Here is a 13,743-nt window from a genome sequence, read left to right as displayed (position 1 = left end):
GCGTCCGGAATTGCACGAAAACAATGGAGCGCCGTGCGGCGCTCCAGAGGCCGCGAGGATGTAAGGCCAAGCATCGAGTAATGAGTGAGAGTATCGATGGCGCGTGCAGACAACAGATTGCCGGTAACGGTTCTCGCCGGGTTTCTCGGCGCCGGCAAGACGACTGTGCTCAATCATGTACTGAGTAATCGAGAGGGGCGTCGGGTTGCAGTCATCGTCAACGATATGAGCGAGGTCAACATCGATGCGGATCTCGTGCGCGAGGGGGGTGCAGACCTCTCGCGCACGGACGAGACGCTGGTAGAACTCACCAATGGATGCATCTGTTGCACGCTGCGCGACGATCTCCTGAGCGAAGTCCGGCGGCTCTCTGCCGCCGGCCGTTTCGACTATCTCCTGATCGAGGGCACCGGCATCGCCGAACCGCTGCCCATCGCAGCCACATTCTCCTTCCGTGACGAGAGCGGGGCGGCCCTTTGCGATGTCGCGCGGCTCGACACGATGGTCTGCGTCGTCGACGCGGTCAATCTTCTCGCCGATTACCAGAGCGCCGAATTCCTTGCCGATCGCGGTGAAAGACGGGACGGGGACGACGAGCGCAAGCTCGTGGAACTGCTGGTCGAGCAGATCGAATTTGCCGATGTCGTCATCGTCAACAAGGCAGGCGATGTGTCCTGCGCCGACCTTGCCGAGGTTCGCCGGGTCGTTGCGGCGCTCAATCCGGATGCCCGTGTCATCGAGGCGGTCTTCGGCCAGGTGCCGCTGGATGCGATCATGGATACCGGCCTCTTCAGCGAGGCGAAGGCCGCCCGCCATCCGTTCTGGCACAAGGAGCTTTACGGCTGGGGCGACCATGTGCCGGAGACCGAGGAATACGGCATTTCGAGCTTCGTCTATCGCAGCCGCCGGCCCTTCGAGCCCTCGAGGCTGAAGGAATTCCTCGACCGGAAATGGGCGGGCCTCATCCGCGCCAAGGGCCATTTCTGGCTGGCGACGAGGCCGGACGAGATCGGCCTGCTGTCGATCGCCGGCACCCAATGCCGCATCGAGACCAGGGGATACTGGTGGGCCTCGGTGCCGAAGGTGCAATGGCCGCGCTTTCCGCAGTTCCGCCAGCTCATCGACCGGCATTGGGACGATGTCTGGGGCGACCGCCGCCAGGAGCTGGTCTTCATCGGCTCCGGCTTCGATCGGCAGGCGATCAGCGCCGCGCTCGACGATTGCCTGACCGGGGAGGAAACAGGCTTCGATCCGCAGACCGCCGTCGGCCTTCGCGACCCGTTTCCGGCGTGGCGGCACGATATGCACGTATCGGTCCGAAAAGCATGAAGCGGTTTTCGGCTAGCCCGACGCGTCGGCTCAAGGGTGAACGTGTTTTGCTTATCAACCAGAGGAGAGAACAATGAGCAGCGAACTTTATGCAGATGGCATCGGTGAAATCACCATCACGGGAACGATCGTGCGCATCGACCTGATGTCGCTTTCGGCGACCGACCGCGACGCCAACAACAATCCGAAGCCGGTTTTCCGCCAGCGCGTCATCATGCCGGTGGATGCCTTCGCCAATGCGGTCGATCTCATGCAGAAGGCGCTCGGCGGGCTGGTCGAGGCGGGTGCGGTCCGCCGCATCGGCGATATGTCGGCTGCTGCCGCTTCCGATATTCAGGCGACGCAGGCCGGCGCTTCGAACGCTTCGCCGAACTTCAACTGACAGCAGCCGTGGGCGCGCGCGGCGCCCATGGGAGCGTCGTGCGTCCATTCGGACGCACGAGGAGCGACGCTCCGGTGCTTTTGAATCCAAGCCTCGGTCTCGTATTGTTTCGGGTGGGCCATGAGTGGTTTTCTGCATACCAATCTGCACTGTCTCGCACTCGTCGCGCGTCATCACGGCGTCGATCTTTCGCCTGAGCGATTGCAGCACGATTATGCCGTCGGCAACGATCCGGTGGCCGTGCGGCAATTGCTGCGCATGGCCAAGGATGCCAATCTCAGGGCCACGCATCTGAAGATCACCTGGCGCGAGCTGATGGCGCTCGGTCAGGCGTTTCCGGCCCTTGCCGAGCTCGACAACGGCAACTGGGTGGTGATTGCCGGCGCCCAGGGAAGCGGGGAGGAGGAGCGGATCCGCATCCTCGATCCGCTCGCCGAGCGCCCGGAGATCATGCTGCTCAACGAGGAGCAGTTCTGCAAGGCCTGGCTCGGATCGGTGGTGTTGCTGAAGCGGAACTTCCGCATGTCGGACGAGGATCGGCCCTTCGGCTTCCGCTGGTTCATTCCCGAAATCATCCGGCAGCGCAGCTTCTTCCGCGATGTCGCGCTCGCAGCCTTCGTGCTCTATGGGCTCGGGCTGACGACGCCGATGTTCTTCCAGCTCGTCATCGACAAGGTGCTGGTGCATCAGAGTTATGCGACGCTGACGGTTCTGACTGTTGGCATCGCCGTGGCGCTCGTCTTCGACGCGACCTTCAGCTTCCTGCGCCGCTATCTGCTGCTCTACGCCACCAACAGGATCGACATCCGTGTGGCGACGCGCACCTTCGGCCATCTGCTCAACCTGCCGATCGCGCTTTTCGAGCAGGCGTCGGCGGGCGTTCTCGTCAAGCATATGCAGCAGACGGGGCGCATCCGCGAGTTCCTGACCGGTCGGCTGTTCCTGACGCTTCTCGATGGCGTATCGCTCTTCGTCTTCGTGCCGATCCTGCTTCTCTACAGCGTCAAGCTGACGCTGGTGGTGCTCGGTTTCGCCGCTCTCGTCGGGCTTGTGGTGATGCTGCTCGTCGGGCCGTTCCAGCGCCGCCTGCAGGCGCTCTACCAGGCGGAAGGCGACCGGCAGGCTCTGCTTGTCGAAACCGTGCACGGCATGCGCACCGTCAAATCGCTGGCGCTGGAGCCGCGCCAGCGCAAGGTGTGGGACGATTATTCGGCCCAGTCGATCTCGGTGCGTTTCCGGGTCGAGAAGATCTCGACCATCGCCCAGTCGCTGACCGGGCTTCTGGAGAAGCTGATGAGCGTGGCGATCATCGGGCTCGGCGCGCTCGATGTCTTCAGCGGTTCGATGACGATCGGCGCGCTGGTGGCCTTCAACATGCTTGCCGGCCGCGTCTCGGGGCCGCTGGTGCAGATCGTCACCATGGTGCACGAATATCAGGAAGTGGCGCTTTCCGTGCGCATGCTCGGCGAGATCATGAACCAGCGGCCGGAACAGGCCGGGCGCGGGCGAGGGGTGCGGCCGCATCTGCATGGCCGCATCGAGTTCGACCGGGTCACCTTCCGGTATGCTCCGGACGGGCCGCCGGCGCTCGATAATGTCTCCTTCGCCATTCCGGCAGGCTCGGTCTTCGGCGTTGTCGGCAAGAGCGGCTCGGGCAAGACGACCATTACCCGGCTCATCCAGGGGCTCTATCAGAGCCAGGAAGGGCTGGTGCGCATGGACGGCTATGACAGCCGCGAGATCGACCTCGTGCATTTGCGCACCAGCATCGGTGTCGTGCTGCAGGATAATTTCCTGTTCCGCGGCACGGTGCGCGACAATATCGCCGCCGCCAAGCCCGATGCCAGCATCGAGGAGATCATGGAGGTCGCCCGCATCGCCGGTGCCGAGGAATTCATCGAGCGGCTGCCGCGCGGCTTCGACACGATGCTCGAAGAAAACGCCGCCAACCTTTCCGGCGGGCAGAAGCAGCGGTTGGCAATCGCCCGCGCACTGATCACCGATCCGAAGCTTCTGATCTTCGACGAGGCGACGAGCGCGCTCGATCCCGACAGCGAGGCGATCATCCGCGAGAATCTCAGCCGCATCGCCGCCGGGCGCACCGTCGTCATCGTCTCGCACCGGCTTTCGACGCTGGTCGATGCCGATGCCATTCTCGTCGTCGAACGCGGCAAGGTCGCCGATATCGGCCGGCACGACCAGCTCGTGTCGCGCTGCATGACCTACCGTCATCTCTGGGCACAACAGATGAGGCAGGTCGCATGAACGCGCACGTCAGAAAATCCAGCGAAAACCTGCCCGCAGCCCCAGACAATGGTCCCTCGGGCAAGGGCGCTTCTGACAGGGGGGCGCAGGGCAGGAGCGGGCAGCTCGTCGCCCGCCTGCCGCTGCCGCCTGTCATCGCGGAATTCCAGTCCGATGCCGTCGAGCTCGAAGAACGCGCCCCGCCGCGCATTGCGCGCATGACGCTCTATTGCGTGACGGCGCTGATTGCTTCCGTCATCATCTGGGCCTCCGTCTCCGATATAGACGAGGTGGTGATCGCGCCCGGCAAGCTCGTCACCACCCAGCCGACCATCGTCGTCCAGCCGCTGGAAACCTCGATCATCCGCACGATCGACGTGAAGGCCGGCGAGGTGGTGCATGCCGGCCAGACGCTGGCGACGCTCGACGCAACCTTCAGCCAGGCCGATGTCGACCAGCAGCACGCGAAATTCGTGGCGCTTGATGCCCAGGTGAAGCGCATCGAGGCGGAGCTTGCCGGCAACGACTACACTGTCCTGGCCGGCAATACGGCCGACGAGATGCTGCAGGTGCAGCTCTTTACCCAGCGGCATGCCTTCTATACGGCGCAGCTGCAGAATTTCGACCAGCAGATCGCCGGCCAGTCTGCGGCGCTAACCGCCGCGAAGAACCAGGAGGCCGTGCTCGTCGACCGGCGCGACACGCTCTCGCAGATCGAGGGCGCGCGCACGCGGCTCTACGACAAGCAGAGCGGCTCGCTGATCACCATGCTCGGCTCGCGCGACGCCCGCCTCGACGTCGAATCCGATCTGACCGCCGTGCGCGGCAAGGCCGACGAGGCCGCACACGCCTATGCCAAGCTGCGCGCCGACCGCCAGGCCTTCATCGAGGATTTCCGCCGTGCCGCCATGGAACAGCTGGTGGAGCTGCGCGGACAGCGCGACATGGCGGATGAAGAGCTGAAGAAGATGGAGCTGCGCCGCAACATGGTGTCGCTGACGGCACCCGCCGACGCCGTCGTGCTGGATCTTGCCCAGCGCTCCATCGGTTCCGTCGTGCGCGAAGCCGAACCGATCGTCACGCTGGTGCCGATCAACGTGCCGCTCGAAGCGGAAGTGTCGATCAACACCCGCGACATCGGCCGCATCGCCGTCGGCAAGGAAGCCCGCATTAAGCTCGATGCCTATCCCTTCCAGAAATATGGCACCGCCTCCGGCGAGGTGAGGACCATCAGCCAAGACACGTTCATGTCCGGTCAGCAGCAGGAACAGACCGCCACGCCCAGCCAGCCGGCCGCGCCCTTCTTCAAGGCTCGCATCCTGCTCGCGGACACGAGGCTGAACGCTTCGGACGTGCCGGTGAGGCTGCTGCCGGGCATGACCGTGTCGACGGAAATCAAGGTCGGCAAGCGGACGGTGATGTCGTATTTCCTCTATCCGCTCCTGCGCGGCCTGGACGATGCGATCAGGGAGCCGAACTGAGGGGTCCGCCGGCGACGTGCAGGCGAGGGGCAACCTGCACACGCCAAGGGATGGGGGCGCGCTGTCACCGGCAGCGCCCCCAGACCTGTTTTTTGGGGGGAGTTTGGGGGGCAGGTCCCCAAGCTGCTGTCAACAACTATTGTAGTCTGGCCTCAAGGCGTTCTAGGAAGCCTTCAGGATACCGTAATCGACTTTGGCGAGCCCTACTTACGAAGCCATTAAGAGCACGATCCGACAAATCTGCCCATTTGTAACGGCCATGAGATATTCGCCCGATTTCATAAGAACTCGGCGCTTCTTGGACGTTGACGGCAAGACGTAGCCCTCGCCCATCTCCCCAAGCTGCCAAAGGCCACATAGGTCGGTCCGGCATAGGTGAAGAAAGTTTGCGGTCCCATGGTGCAGGAGAATTCATTTGATCAGAGATCCATCTGACTACCGGGACACTCACTGCGTTGCCAACCAGTCCCCATCGAAGACGCGCTGGCGCAGCTTCCGTCCAGCCCTCTGGGAACCCCTGAAATCTCTCAGCCGCCTCAATTGTCGGAACTTTAACGCTACCATCCGGAAACAAGACAGCAGGCGGCGAAGGGATCCCGATTGACGACCCGGTCTTTAACGGCGGTATCGCATCGGCGGTCAAGCCGTGGCCGCTCCTACCTTCCGTCCAGTAGAAGCCAATTGGCAACGATTGGTCCAGCGAGTTGGCAGGCAGAGGAATACCAGCATCCGAAAGAAGCACATCACCTGGATCCGAATCTCGTGATGCAATGAAGTAAAAGCGTCGACGTCGCTGAGGCAGTCCAAACGCTCTGCTGTCCAACGTGCGATATGCCCAAGAGTACCCAAGTTGTTCCGCAGCGTGCATGAGGTAGAAAAGAACTCGTCCGCCGTGTACGAAGCGGATCGACTGTACATTCTCTAGAATCATGTGCGACGGACGTGTCGCAGCAGCGAGACGGAAGACATGTTCCACCAAAGCCGATCGCGTCCCTGCTAAGCCACGTTGTCCACCGACAATGGAGATGTCTTGGCAAGGGAAACCTGCAATTAATGCATCGGCGGAGCTAACGTCGCCCGGTTCAATGTCTCGTATGTCCTTGATAAGCTGAACGTCGGGAAAGCGGTGTTTGAGGACGTCCTGGGCACTAATCGCAACATCGTTCAAGAGAAGGATTTCATGTGTCTCGCCGAAGCCCGCTTCGAAACCACCTGCACCGCTAAACAGACTGATAATGCGCATCAGGCAACAACAAAATCGGGTAGGTGGTAGTCTTGGGTGATGGACACCGGTGTCCGATTTGGGTTCTTTACCCAAAGCGTTGCAACAGCCATAGCCATGTTTTCGAGCCGCCTACGCTGGGCTTCGCGGAGGTTCTTTAGCCCATGCGCTCCTGACTGCGATTGGGGCCATCGGTGTGGAAAAAATTCTGACAGCACGAAGTCCATACAATCAGTCGGCAATACAGTTGCGAGCGGAAAGCGGGGGACAGCGAGCCGCACTCCGACATTTTTCTCCATGTATTCCTCAGAGAATTGAAAATGAACATGGGGCCCTAATTGATTATCGTTCTTCAAGTCTACATGAAAATGCATTATTTCATCGCCGCCGGAAGCGTCATTTATATTGAAATGCGTACACATCTCTTTCACCGGCCAAATCTTTTTCTTTTTTGTATCTTCGCAGCGCTCGAACACTGATTTGAACTTCCAATCAATGCGAATTGGGTGGGAGCCGCTTTCCTCTTTTTTGTCGTAAGATTCAGCCACAATTGTAGTAACAGGTTTCTTCAGTTCCCATATGAATGAATCTCGCTTGTTATCTATGCCGTCCTCCAGGCGTGAATGTAATTGAGGTAGTGCGGACTTGGACGCGTGATCAACAAAGGGATCAAACGCTTTGATCCAATGGTCAAATTCCTGGCGATAATTCTGCAAGTTAATTTTCATTCTTCGTCGTCCAGAAGCTCGCGATCTTCATAGATAACTTTGGCAGCCAGCTTTTTGTCTGAACGCGCTTCATCTATCCGTACCCAAGCAGGATCGATGCCCGCAGGGAAATCTTCATCAGTCACCCGGACGCAGTCCTTGGCTTCTGCAATCTCATCGGTCTCGATCAGGTCTGCGTCAGAGACCAGAACTGGTTCCGACTGTTCGAGCCATTTGATGGCGCCAGTCCCGGCTAGGGCCTCCAAGGCAGCCTGAAATCCGGCTGCGTCCTGTGACAGGTGCCATGCAAGGTCATCAATGCCAGCGCGCCACCATCTTGGCCCCAAGAAACGTGAAAGCGGCCCCTCGTATCTGGATGCGAGAAGCTTCCCTTGATGCGCTCCCCCATTACCATCGGTTCCCACCGTTTCAACGAGCTTTCTGAAACTGTCAGGCGTAATCTGTAGGCGCAGCGCCGCCTGTCTGTCGGTTAACAAGAAGGATGGATAAGGGAGGACGTGCGCGAGCAGCCAGCCAATCACAACCTGAGCTTTGAGCGTATCTGACGGTGTAGACACCTCGCGTGGTGGCCGCGCACGGTCGATATGACGCATAGCGCTCTCCGACCAATCTTCCGTCTCAGGCGCACGAAGGACGGCGACGCAAAGGTTGCGAAGATCTACAACCCCCGGCTCTCCACTTCCAGAAGAGCTCAGCTCAAGACTTTCCCCAATGCTTAGAGAGGCATCAGCCAACTGATTGATGCGATCGGCTGTGTCAGGGTCTTTTGGTCCGAGCCATTCGACGCCATGCTTTTGTGCGATCACGTGACGCCGCTCTTCACGTCCAGGAGGTTCCCCAATGGCTCGTTCAAGCGCATTACTGACTACCACCGTGGTTGGTCGCCCTCCCATGGCAGCTTTCCATTTCTGGAAAAGACTAAGACCATTTTCATCGCGGTAATCACCGTGGTCTGGGTCGATCAAGTAAAAATCAAACAGCCAGAGAGCCGCATTTTTAGCGTCTTCGAACGATTCATCGAGGCTTTCATTCTTCTGAAATTTTACGTCCTTAACTCTACCGCGAATTGCCTCAGCTTCACTGAGAAATTCTTCAGGCTCGTCATCAACATAAATGATATCGGGCATGGATTACCTAACGGGAATTCTTAAACAGACGGATGTTGCGAAACCAGGCGGAGGTGCGACGAAATCTATCTCGCCGCCATATTCCTGGACGAAGGCGCGGGTGATGGTAAGGCCCATTCCCATACCCTGCCCGAGGACGGCATCAGGACGCTCCGTTGTGGACTGGAACGCCTCGAAAAACCGGCGGGCGCGGGAGAGATCTACCGCCACGCCCGTATTGCTCATCTGCACCTCGCAGAAACCGCCGCGTTCCCGTGCAGTGACCTCGATCCGACCCCCGACATCCGTGAACTTGACCGCGTTCGACAGGAGGTTGGTGAATATGCCCGACACTTCCGACGGGAACATTGGCGGCGTCCGGAAGTCTGCCGGAATGTCGTTGACGACCGTAATGCCTTTCTGTTCAATCCTGGAGCCGAAGAACTGCCGGACGGCTTCGAAGCTTTCGCGCGGCAATATCCGTGCCCGCCGGCGTCGTCCTTCGAAGCTTGTCGCGTCGACCAGATAGGTCGCATTTCGCCGTATGCGATCGGCGAGGTCCAGTGCGCGCTGCCTCGCCTTGCGGATCGATGCGCGCGTGCGGGCGAGATCGTCCATCGTCAGGGCGTCTTCCAGATCGCGCGCCAGGACGGATATCTGAAGGCCAACGGCATTGATCTCGTGCACGAAGGCCGCGAGCTCCGTCCCCAGCGAGGCCAGAACACGCCACTGCACCGCCTCGCTACCGAATTGATCGGCCATATCCCGGATCTCGCTCAGGCTTGGTTGCAGTTCCTTAGCCTCTCGTGCCGCCGCCTGAAAATCATTGCGCTCAACCGCTTGCGCAATATTGACAAACTTGCGCTCGACCTCCATCGCATTTTCCCGCACGCGCAGCGCAGTCGGTGTCTCGTTGACATCTGATCTATTTGCCGCAGTTCTCTGAGCAAGCCGCTCTTGTGTTCGCACTTCTTTAGGCTTGTTCCGCGCCAGCGATTTGAATCTAACAATCAAATCAATGGCAACACGCGTCCAGTCGGCGATGAAGTCCAAGGCTGCTCCAGGCAGGAAGCCTTCGCGGCTCACGACCATCTCGAGGCCCGGACTGCTAGACCTGTGCAGGAAAACAGCCCCCAGATAGTTTTTATTACCCTGGGTCGTTAGTCCCTCGCTGTCGAGACCCTCTGGAACACGATCGGCATCAAGCCTTGCCAGCCCCGTCAGAGCGCGCTTTGCACGCGAGAGATAGTCATTATCCAATCCCAGCCAGTCATTTCGCGGTTCGCCATAGGGGGATACTCGGAAGCCTTCCATGAACAGGCGGACTCCTGAGATTTCCTCCGTCCAGGAATTATTTGACAGCTGGAGAATTCGTGCGCTGAAAGATGGCCCGGCATTCTTTCCGAGAAGCTTTTCAAAGCGAAATCCTTCTGCGTTCGGCGCGTCTCGAAGCTCCCTTGCGGTAGGCGCTAGTGCGATAGCAAGCTTTCCGCTGTCCCGATCAAATGAAATTTCTGCAATCCAGTTGGCTGCTGCCGCATCATCCGGCAAAAGCTGATCGCCGAGGCTCAGATCTCCGCCGAAGATGACTTCGAAACCCGGATCGCTCGACTGTTGGTCGCGGATCGGAAGAGCATCGAACAGCAGTTTCTCGGCCACCACGCCATCTGGCAATTTCTTCCAGGTTACGGGCAAGGGCGCAAGCGTGGCAGCTTCTTGAAGGAAGCTGGTGCGCATGCGGCCGGACCAGGCGGTTCGCAGGGGCGCGATGGTCAGCGTCGTTCCGCTTTCGGGCTTTGTGGGCTTCGAGCTTTCGACGACGGTCACCGCTCCGGAGGTCGGTATCTGATCGAGCGTTTCGAGCGCCTCTATCGCGGCCCAGTCTATGTGCGCATTGACCTCCGAAACGGCGGATGGCAGGGCGGCTGCACCTCTTTGCGTAGGCCCCGCTTTGCGTGACTGAACCTCGACCACCACGCCGAGTTTGTGGGAAGCAAGGCGGCCGACCCCCTTTTCACCTGTATATCGACGCCCGAAAACGGGCGACCGACGATCACCGCTATTCTTCGTTCGGCCTGCAATGGTCAGGAAGCCGCGCCGAAACTCACCGCCGTCCATACCGACGCCGTCATCGGCCACGATGATTTGGCCATGCTCTGCGTCGCCGATGTTGACACCCGTGACGGTCACCACAGTTGCGTCGGCATCGTAGGCATTCTTGATGAGTTCGACGAGGGCGATGCTCTCTTTCGAGACCAGCAGTTCGCCGAGCTCTTGAAAAAGCTTGGTATCGACGCTGAATCCTGTCATTTGAAAGACATCCGAGAGGTCAAAAGGTATGTCCGTTGGACGCTCAACATTTATTCAACCCTCGGCTATATAAACGGTTTTTCTAACTGCCCTTCGGCGAACGGTATTGTTATAAGCAGTGAAGGGAAATTGCCAGAGGACGAATGAATGGAACTGCACGCAGCGATAGAGGAATTACACGATCGTTGCGCAATATACACGTCGGCCCCAATTGCGGCTCGCTTGCTCGATTTGATTGGCTGGACCTCAAACGCGGATCTCTCGCAAGCGGTTCTCCTCGAACCCTGTGCCGGGGAAGGCTCAATCCTCCTAGAAGGAGTTCGTCGCCTTCTCTATTCTTTTCGCTCTCACGGTCGAATACCTTCCTTTGGCGATCTCGAACCACGGATCAGGAGTTTCGAGCTCCATCCGGTGGCCGTAGCGACTGTGCGGCGGCTACTTCGAAAATTACTGATCGAGGAGAGCATTTCTCCACAATTCGCCGACCAACTTGTCTTAGAATGGGTGTGCGAGCGGGATTTTCTCTTGGAGAACCCCGGGCGCGCCACTCACGTTGCGGCAAACCCGCCCTACGTTCGCTGGAAGAACGTTCCTGCCATCCTGGCAAGTGTCTACCGCGAAAACCTGCCGAGCGTAAGCACCCGAGGTGATCTGTCGGTTGCATTCCTGAATAAAATGCAAGAATGGGCGAGCGAAGGCGGTTCCATCGCAGCATTGACCAGCGATAGATGGATGTTTGCGCAATACGGAGAAGCCTTTCTTCAAGACACTAAATCGCGAGGATGGACCATCACAGTGGCCGACGAGCGCCCATCCGATCCATTTCTGAAAACGGTGGGCGCTTACAGCGCGATCGTCTTGTTAACACCAAGCGGCAGTTCAGCTCATCAGCAGTCGTCAAACAAGAGAGAAAAAGCTCAAGCGATGCAGCGCGATCTCCTCTCGCGGCATGGAAGCCTCCAGGAGGCCGGGTGCACAGTTCGTGTTGGTCCGGCCCTCGGTGCTGGCCGAACATTCATACTTGATCCTGAAGACATCAGCGAAGTCGAGGATGAACTCGTTCGTCCATTCCTTGAAAGAAAGGATTTGGTCGGCTTGGCCGTCGATACCGCGCGGTTGCGGGTAATTGTGCCGTATGATCGGCAGGGCGCTCTAATCGATCCTCTGCGGTGGCCCGGTTTCAGAGCATGGTTCAATAGGCGGCGAGAGGTACTGAGCCAAAGAAGTCAGTTCAGAGAGAGAGAGCAATATTGGCGGACGATCGATGCAGTTCCCGCGCTTTGGTCGATCGGTCCTAAGCTTCTGATGCCTGAACTGTGCAACAAGCCTTTTGTCACCCTCGATCGAACAGGAGGAATTCCGGCGCATTCCATTTATGCGATCTGGCCGGGGGAGTGGCCTGTGGAAACTCTCCAACGTGTTTTGAACAGTGGCCTTCTTGAGATAACCGCAAAGGCCGAGGCACCGGCTCTCAAGCAAGGCTGGATGCGTTTCTACAAGCGATTTCTAATGAGAACGCCTCTGCCTCGATGGTCTTCATTGTCTCGTGAGGATCGTGAGGGCTTGAGTGGCGAGACGCCACGCGAATTCGAAAGGAGTTTTGAGGGTTTGTTCGGGTTTGCACCTGGCACTACATCTCTGTCATGAAAGAAAGTGATCTATTTGCGGATGTGCCTGAATCGCGCCGCCGCTTGATGGCGAGGGTTAAGGCCACTGACAGTAAACCCGAGATGTTGGTACGCCGCGCGGTCCACAGGTTGGGCTATCGGTACCGGCTTCACGTTCGAGCGTTACCTGGCACTCCTGACCTCGTCTTTCCTCGACTCAACAAGGTTATCTTCGTGCACGGGTGTTTTTGGCATCGACATTCGGGATGTGCCCGGACCACTACGCCTAAGGCGCATGCTGAATATTGGCAAAGAAAGTTCAACGACAATGTGAGAAGAGATGAAAGGAGCCAGGCGACGCTTGAGACACTTGGTTGGCAGGTTCTTGTGATCTGGGAGTGCGAGATTACAGACTCGGATCGCCTAACAGAGCAGTTGTACACCTTCCTGTCCCGGTAAGGTGGGGACCCGCAGCAACATACCTCTGCCGCCACGCTTTATGGCTTCACGGTCGTCAGCTCACCTCTACCCTCTCTGGACGACGCGAGAGGCACCTACACACGCCAAGGGATGAGGGCATACCGAGGTTTTCGGCGCTGCCCCCAGACCTTTTTTGGGGGGGACAGGTGCGTGAGGTTGGAGGGAGAAGCGGCGTTACCCATCTCCGTCATCTGCGGGCGTCACGCCCGGCTCGCCCGAACGCTCAGCCACCAATCATTGGGCTTCCCGACACACCGGCGTATCTCGCTGACGATCCAGCCGGCGTCCGTGAGTGCGGATCGCAGGGCGGGCTCGCGCCAGTAGGTTTCGACGTAGCGGCGAGGCGCTGCAGCGCCGCCGTGGGTGGATACGTCCTCGCCATCGCCCTCTCGCACCGAGGCGTGCAGCCGGCCTCCGGCGCGGGTCGCCTCGGCAAGCCGTCGAAGCACCGTGCCTAAATCGTCGCGGGCCACGTGAATGAGACAGGCGCAGGCCCAGATCCCGTCGTATCGCGTGCCGGGACGCTGCGGGTCGGCCAGGTCGTCGGTCAGCGGGTCGAGCAGGTCGGCCTCGAAGCCACTGTCGCGAAGCAATTCGACGAAGCCTTTCGAAATGTCGGTGCGCCGGATGCTGATGCCCCGCTTCTCAAGCTCAAGTGCATCTCGCCCGCCACCGCTTCCGATCTCCAGCACCCTGCCTGAGCCACCCAACCCGGCCACGAACGCATCGATCTCGGTGGCGACCCACTCGGGCATCGCGGCAGCCTCGGCAGCGTACTGCGCCGCCACTGCATCATAGGAGTGCACGGTATCCCGGTCGGTGCTCATCGTAGCGCTCCTCCTTCAAGACAAGCG

At 59.3% G+C, this 13,743-nt stretch carries 10 protein-coding genes; 6 read left to right on the top strand and 4 right to left on the bottom strand.

The annotated features are described in order from the left end of the window. Positions 1-96: 96 nt before the first annotated feature. The 4 genes from EV281_RS05865 to EV281_RS05850 all read left to right on the top strand — a co-directional run bounded on the left by EV281_RS05865 (position 97) and on the right by EV281_RS05850 (position 5,436). Complete coding sequence (locus EV281_RS05865; RefSeq protein ID WP_132651948.1) at positions 97-1,329, top strand: GTP-binding protein; 1,233 nt, start codon at positions 97-99, stop codon at positions 1,327-1,329. Between the two features lie 73 nt (positions 1,330-1,402). After that, a complete protein-coding gene (locus EV281_RS05860) occupies positions 1,403-1,711 on the top strand; it encodes a hypothetical protein (protein WP_132651947.1) in 309 nt (102 codons plus the stop codon). Between the two features lie 120 nt (positions 1,712-1,831). Further along, positions 1,832-3,976: a peptidase domain-containing ABC transporter gene (locus tag EV281_RS05855; protein ID WP_132651946.1), complete on the top strand. Its 2,145-nt coding sequence runs from the start codon at positions 1,832-1,834 to the stop codon at positions 3,974-3,976. Continuing rightward, on the top strand, positions 3,973-5,436 hold the full coding sequence (locus tag EV281_RS05850; RefSeq protein ID WP_132651945.1) for an HlyD family type I secretion periplasmic adaptor subunit: 1,464 nt from the start codon (positions 3,973-3,975) through the stop codon (positions 5,434-5,436). Before EV281_RS05855 ends, EV281_RS05850 begins: the two co-directional genes overlap by 4 nt. 1,242 nt (positions 5,437-6,678) lie before the next feature. Here EV281_RS05850 and EV281_RS05840 read toward each other — a convergent pair. Genes EV281_RS05840 through EV281_RS05830 form a run of 3 tightly spaced genes read right to left on the bottom strand, consistent with a single transcriptional unit; the run spans position 6,679 to position 10,802 of the window. Then, positions 6,679-7,386, bottom strand: a complete 708-nt coding sequence (locus EV281_RS05840; protein WP_132651943.1) for a hypothetical protein — start codon at positions 7,384-7,386, stop codon at positions 6,679-6,681. Beyond that, on the bottom strand, positions 7,383-8,513 hold the full coding sequence (locus EV281_RS05835) for a hypothetical protein (protein ID WP_132651942.1): 1,131 nt from the start codon (positions 8,511-8,513) through the stop codon (positions 7,383-7,385). The genes EV281_RS05840 and EV281_RS05835 overlap by 4 nt, the downstream gene beginning before the upstream one ends. Positions 8,514-8,516: 3 nt before the next feature. After that, the gene (locus EV281_RS05830; RefSeq protein WP_132651941.1) at positions 8,517-10,802 is read right to left on the bottom strand and encodes a sensor histidine kinase; all 2,286 of its coding nucleotides are present in this window, start codon (positions 10,800-10,802) and stop codon (positions 8,517-8,519) included. Positions 10,803-10,949: 147 nt separating this feature from the next. On the opposite strand from EV281_RS05830, the gene EV281_RS05825 reads away from it, so the two are divergent. Beyond that, positions 10,950-12,449 carry a hypothetical protein gene (locus EV281_RS05825; protein ID WP_132651940.1) on the top strand — a complete coding sequence of 500 codons (1,500 nt, stop codon included), beginning with the start codon at positions 10,950-10,952 and terminating at the stop codon, positions 12,447-12,449. Further along, positions 12,446-12,868: a very short patch repair endonuclease gene (locus EV281_RS05820; RefSeq protein WP_132651939.1), complete on the top strand. Its 423-nt coding sequence runs from the start codon at positions 12,446-12,448 to the stop codon at positions 12,866-12,868. The genes EV281_RS05825 and EV281_RS05820 overlap by 4 nt, the downstream gene beginning before the upstream one ends. Before the next feature lie 221 nt (positions 12,869-13,089). On the opposite strand, the gene EV281_RS05815 is transcribed toward EV281_RS05820, so the two are convergent. Beyond that, positions 13,090-13,716, bottom strand: a complete 627-nt coding sequence (locus EV281_RS05815; protein WP_132651938.1) for a class I SAM-dependent methyltransferase — start codon at positions 13,714-13,716, stop codon at positions 13,090-13,092. Positions 13,717-13,743 lie beyond the last annotated feature (27 nt).

The sequence above is a fragment of the Rhizobium sp. BK418 genome, assembly GCF_004341105.1.
GTDB lineage: Bacteria > Pseudomonadota > Alphaproteobacteria > Rhizobiales > Rhizobiaceae > Rhizobium.
This window is presented reverse-complemented; position numbering and strand designations above follow the sequence as displayed.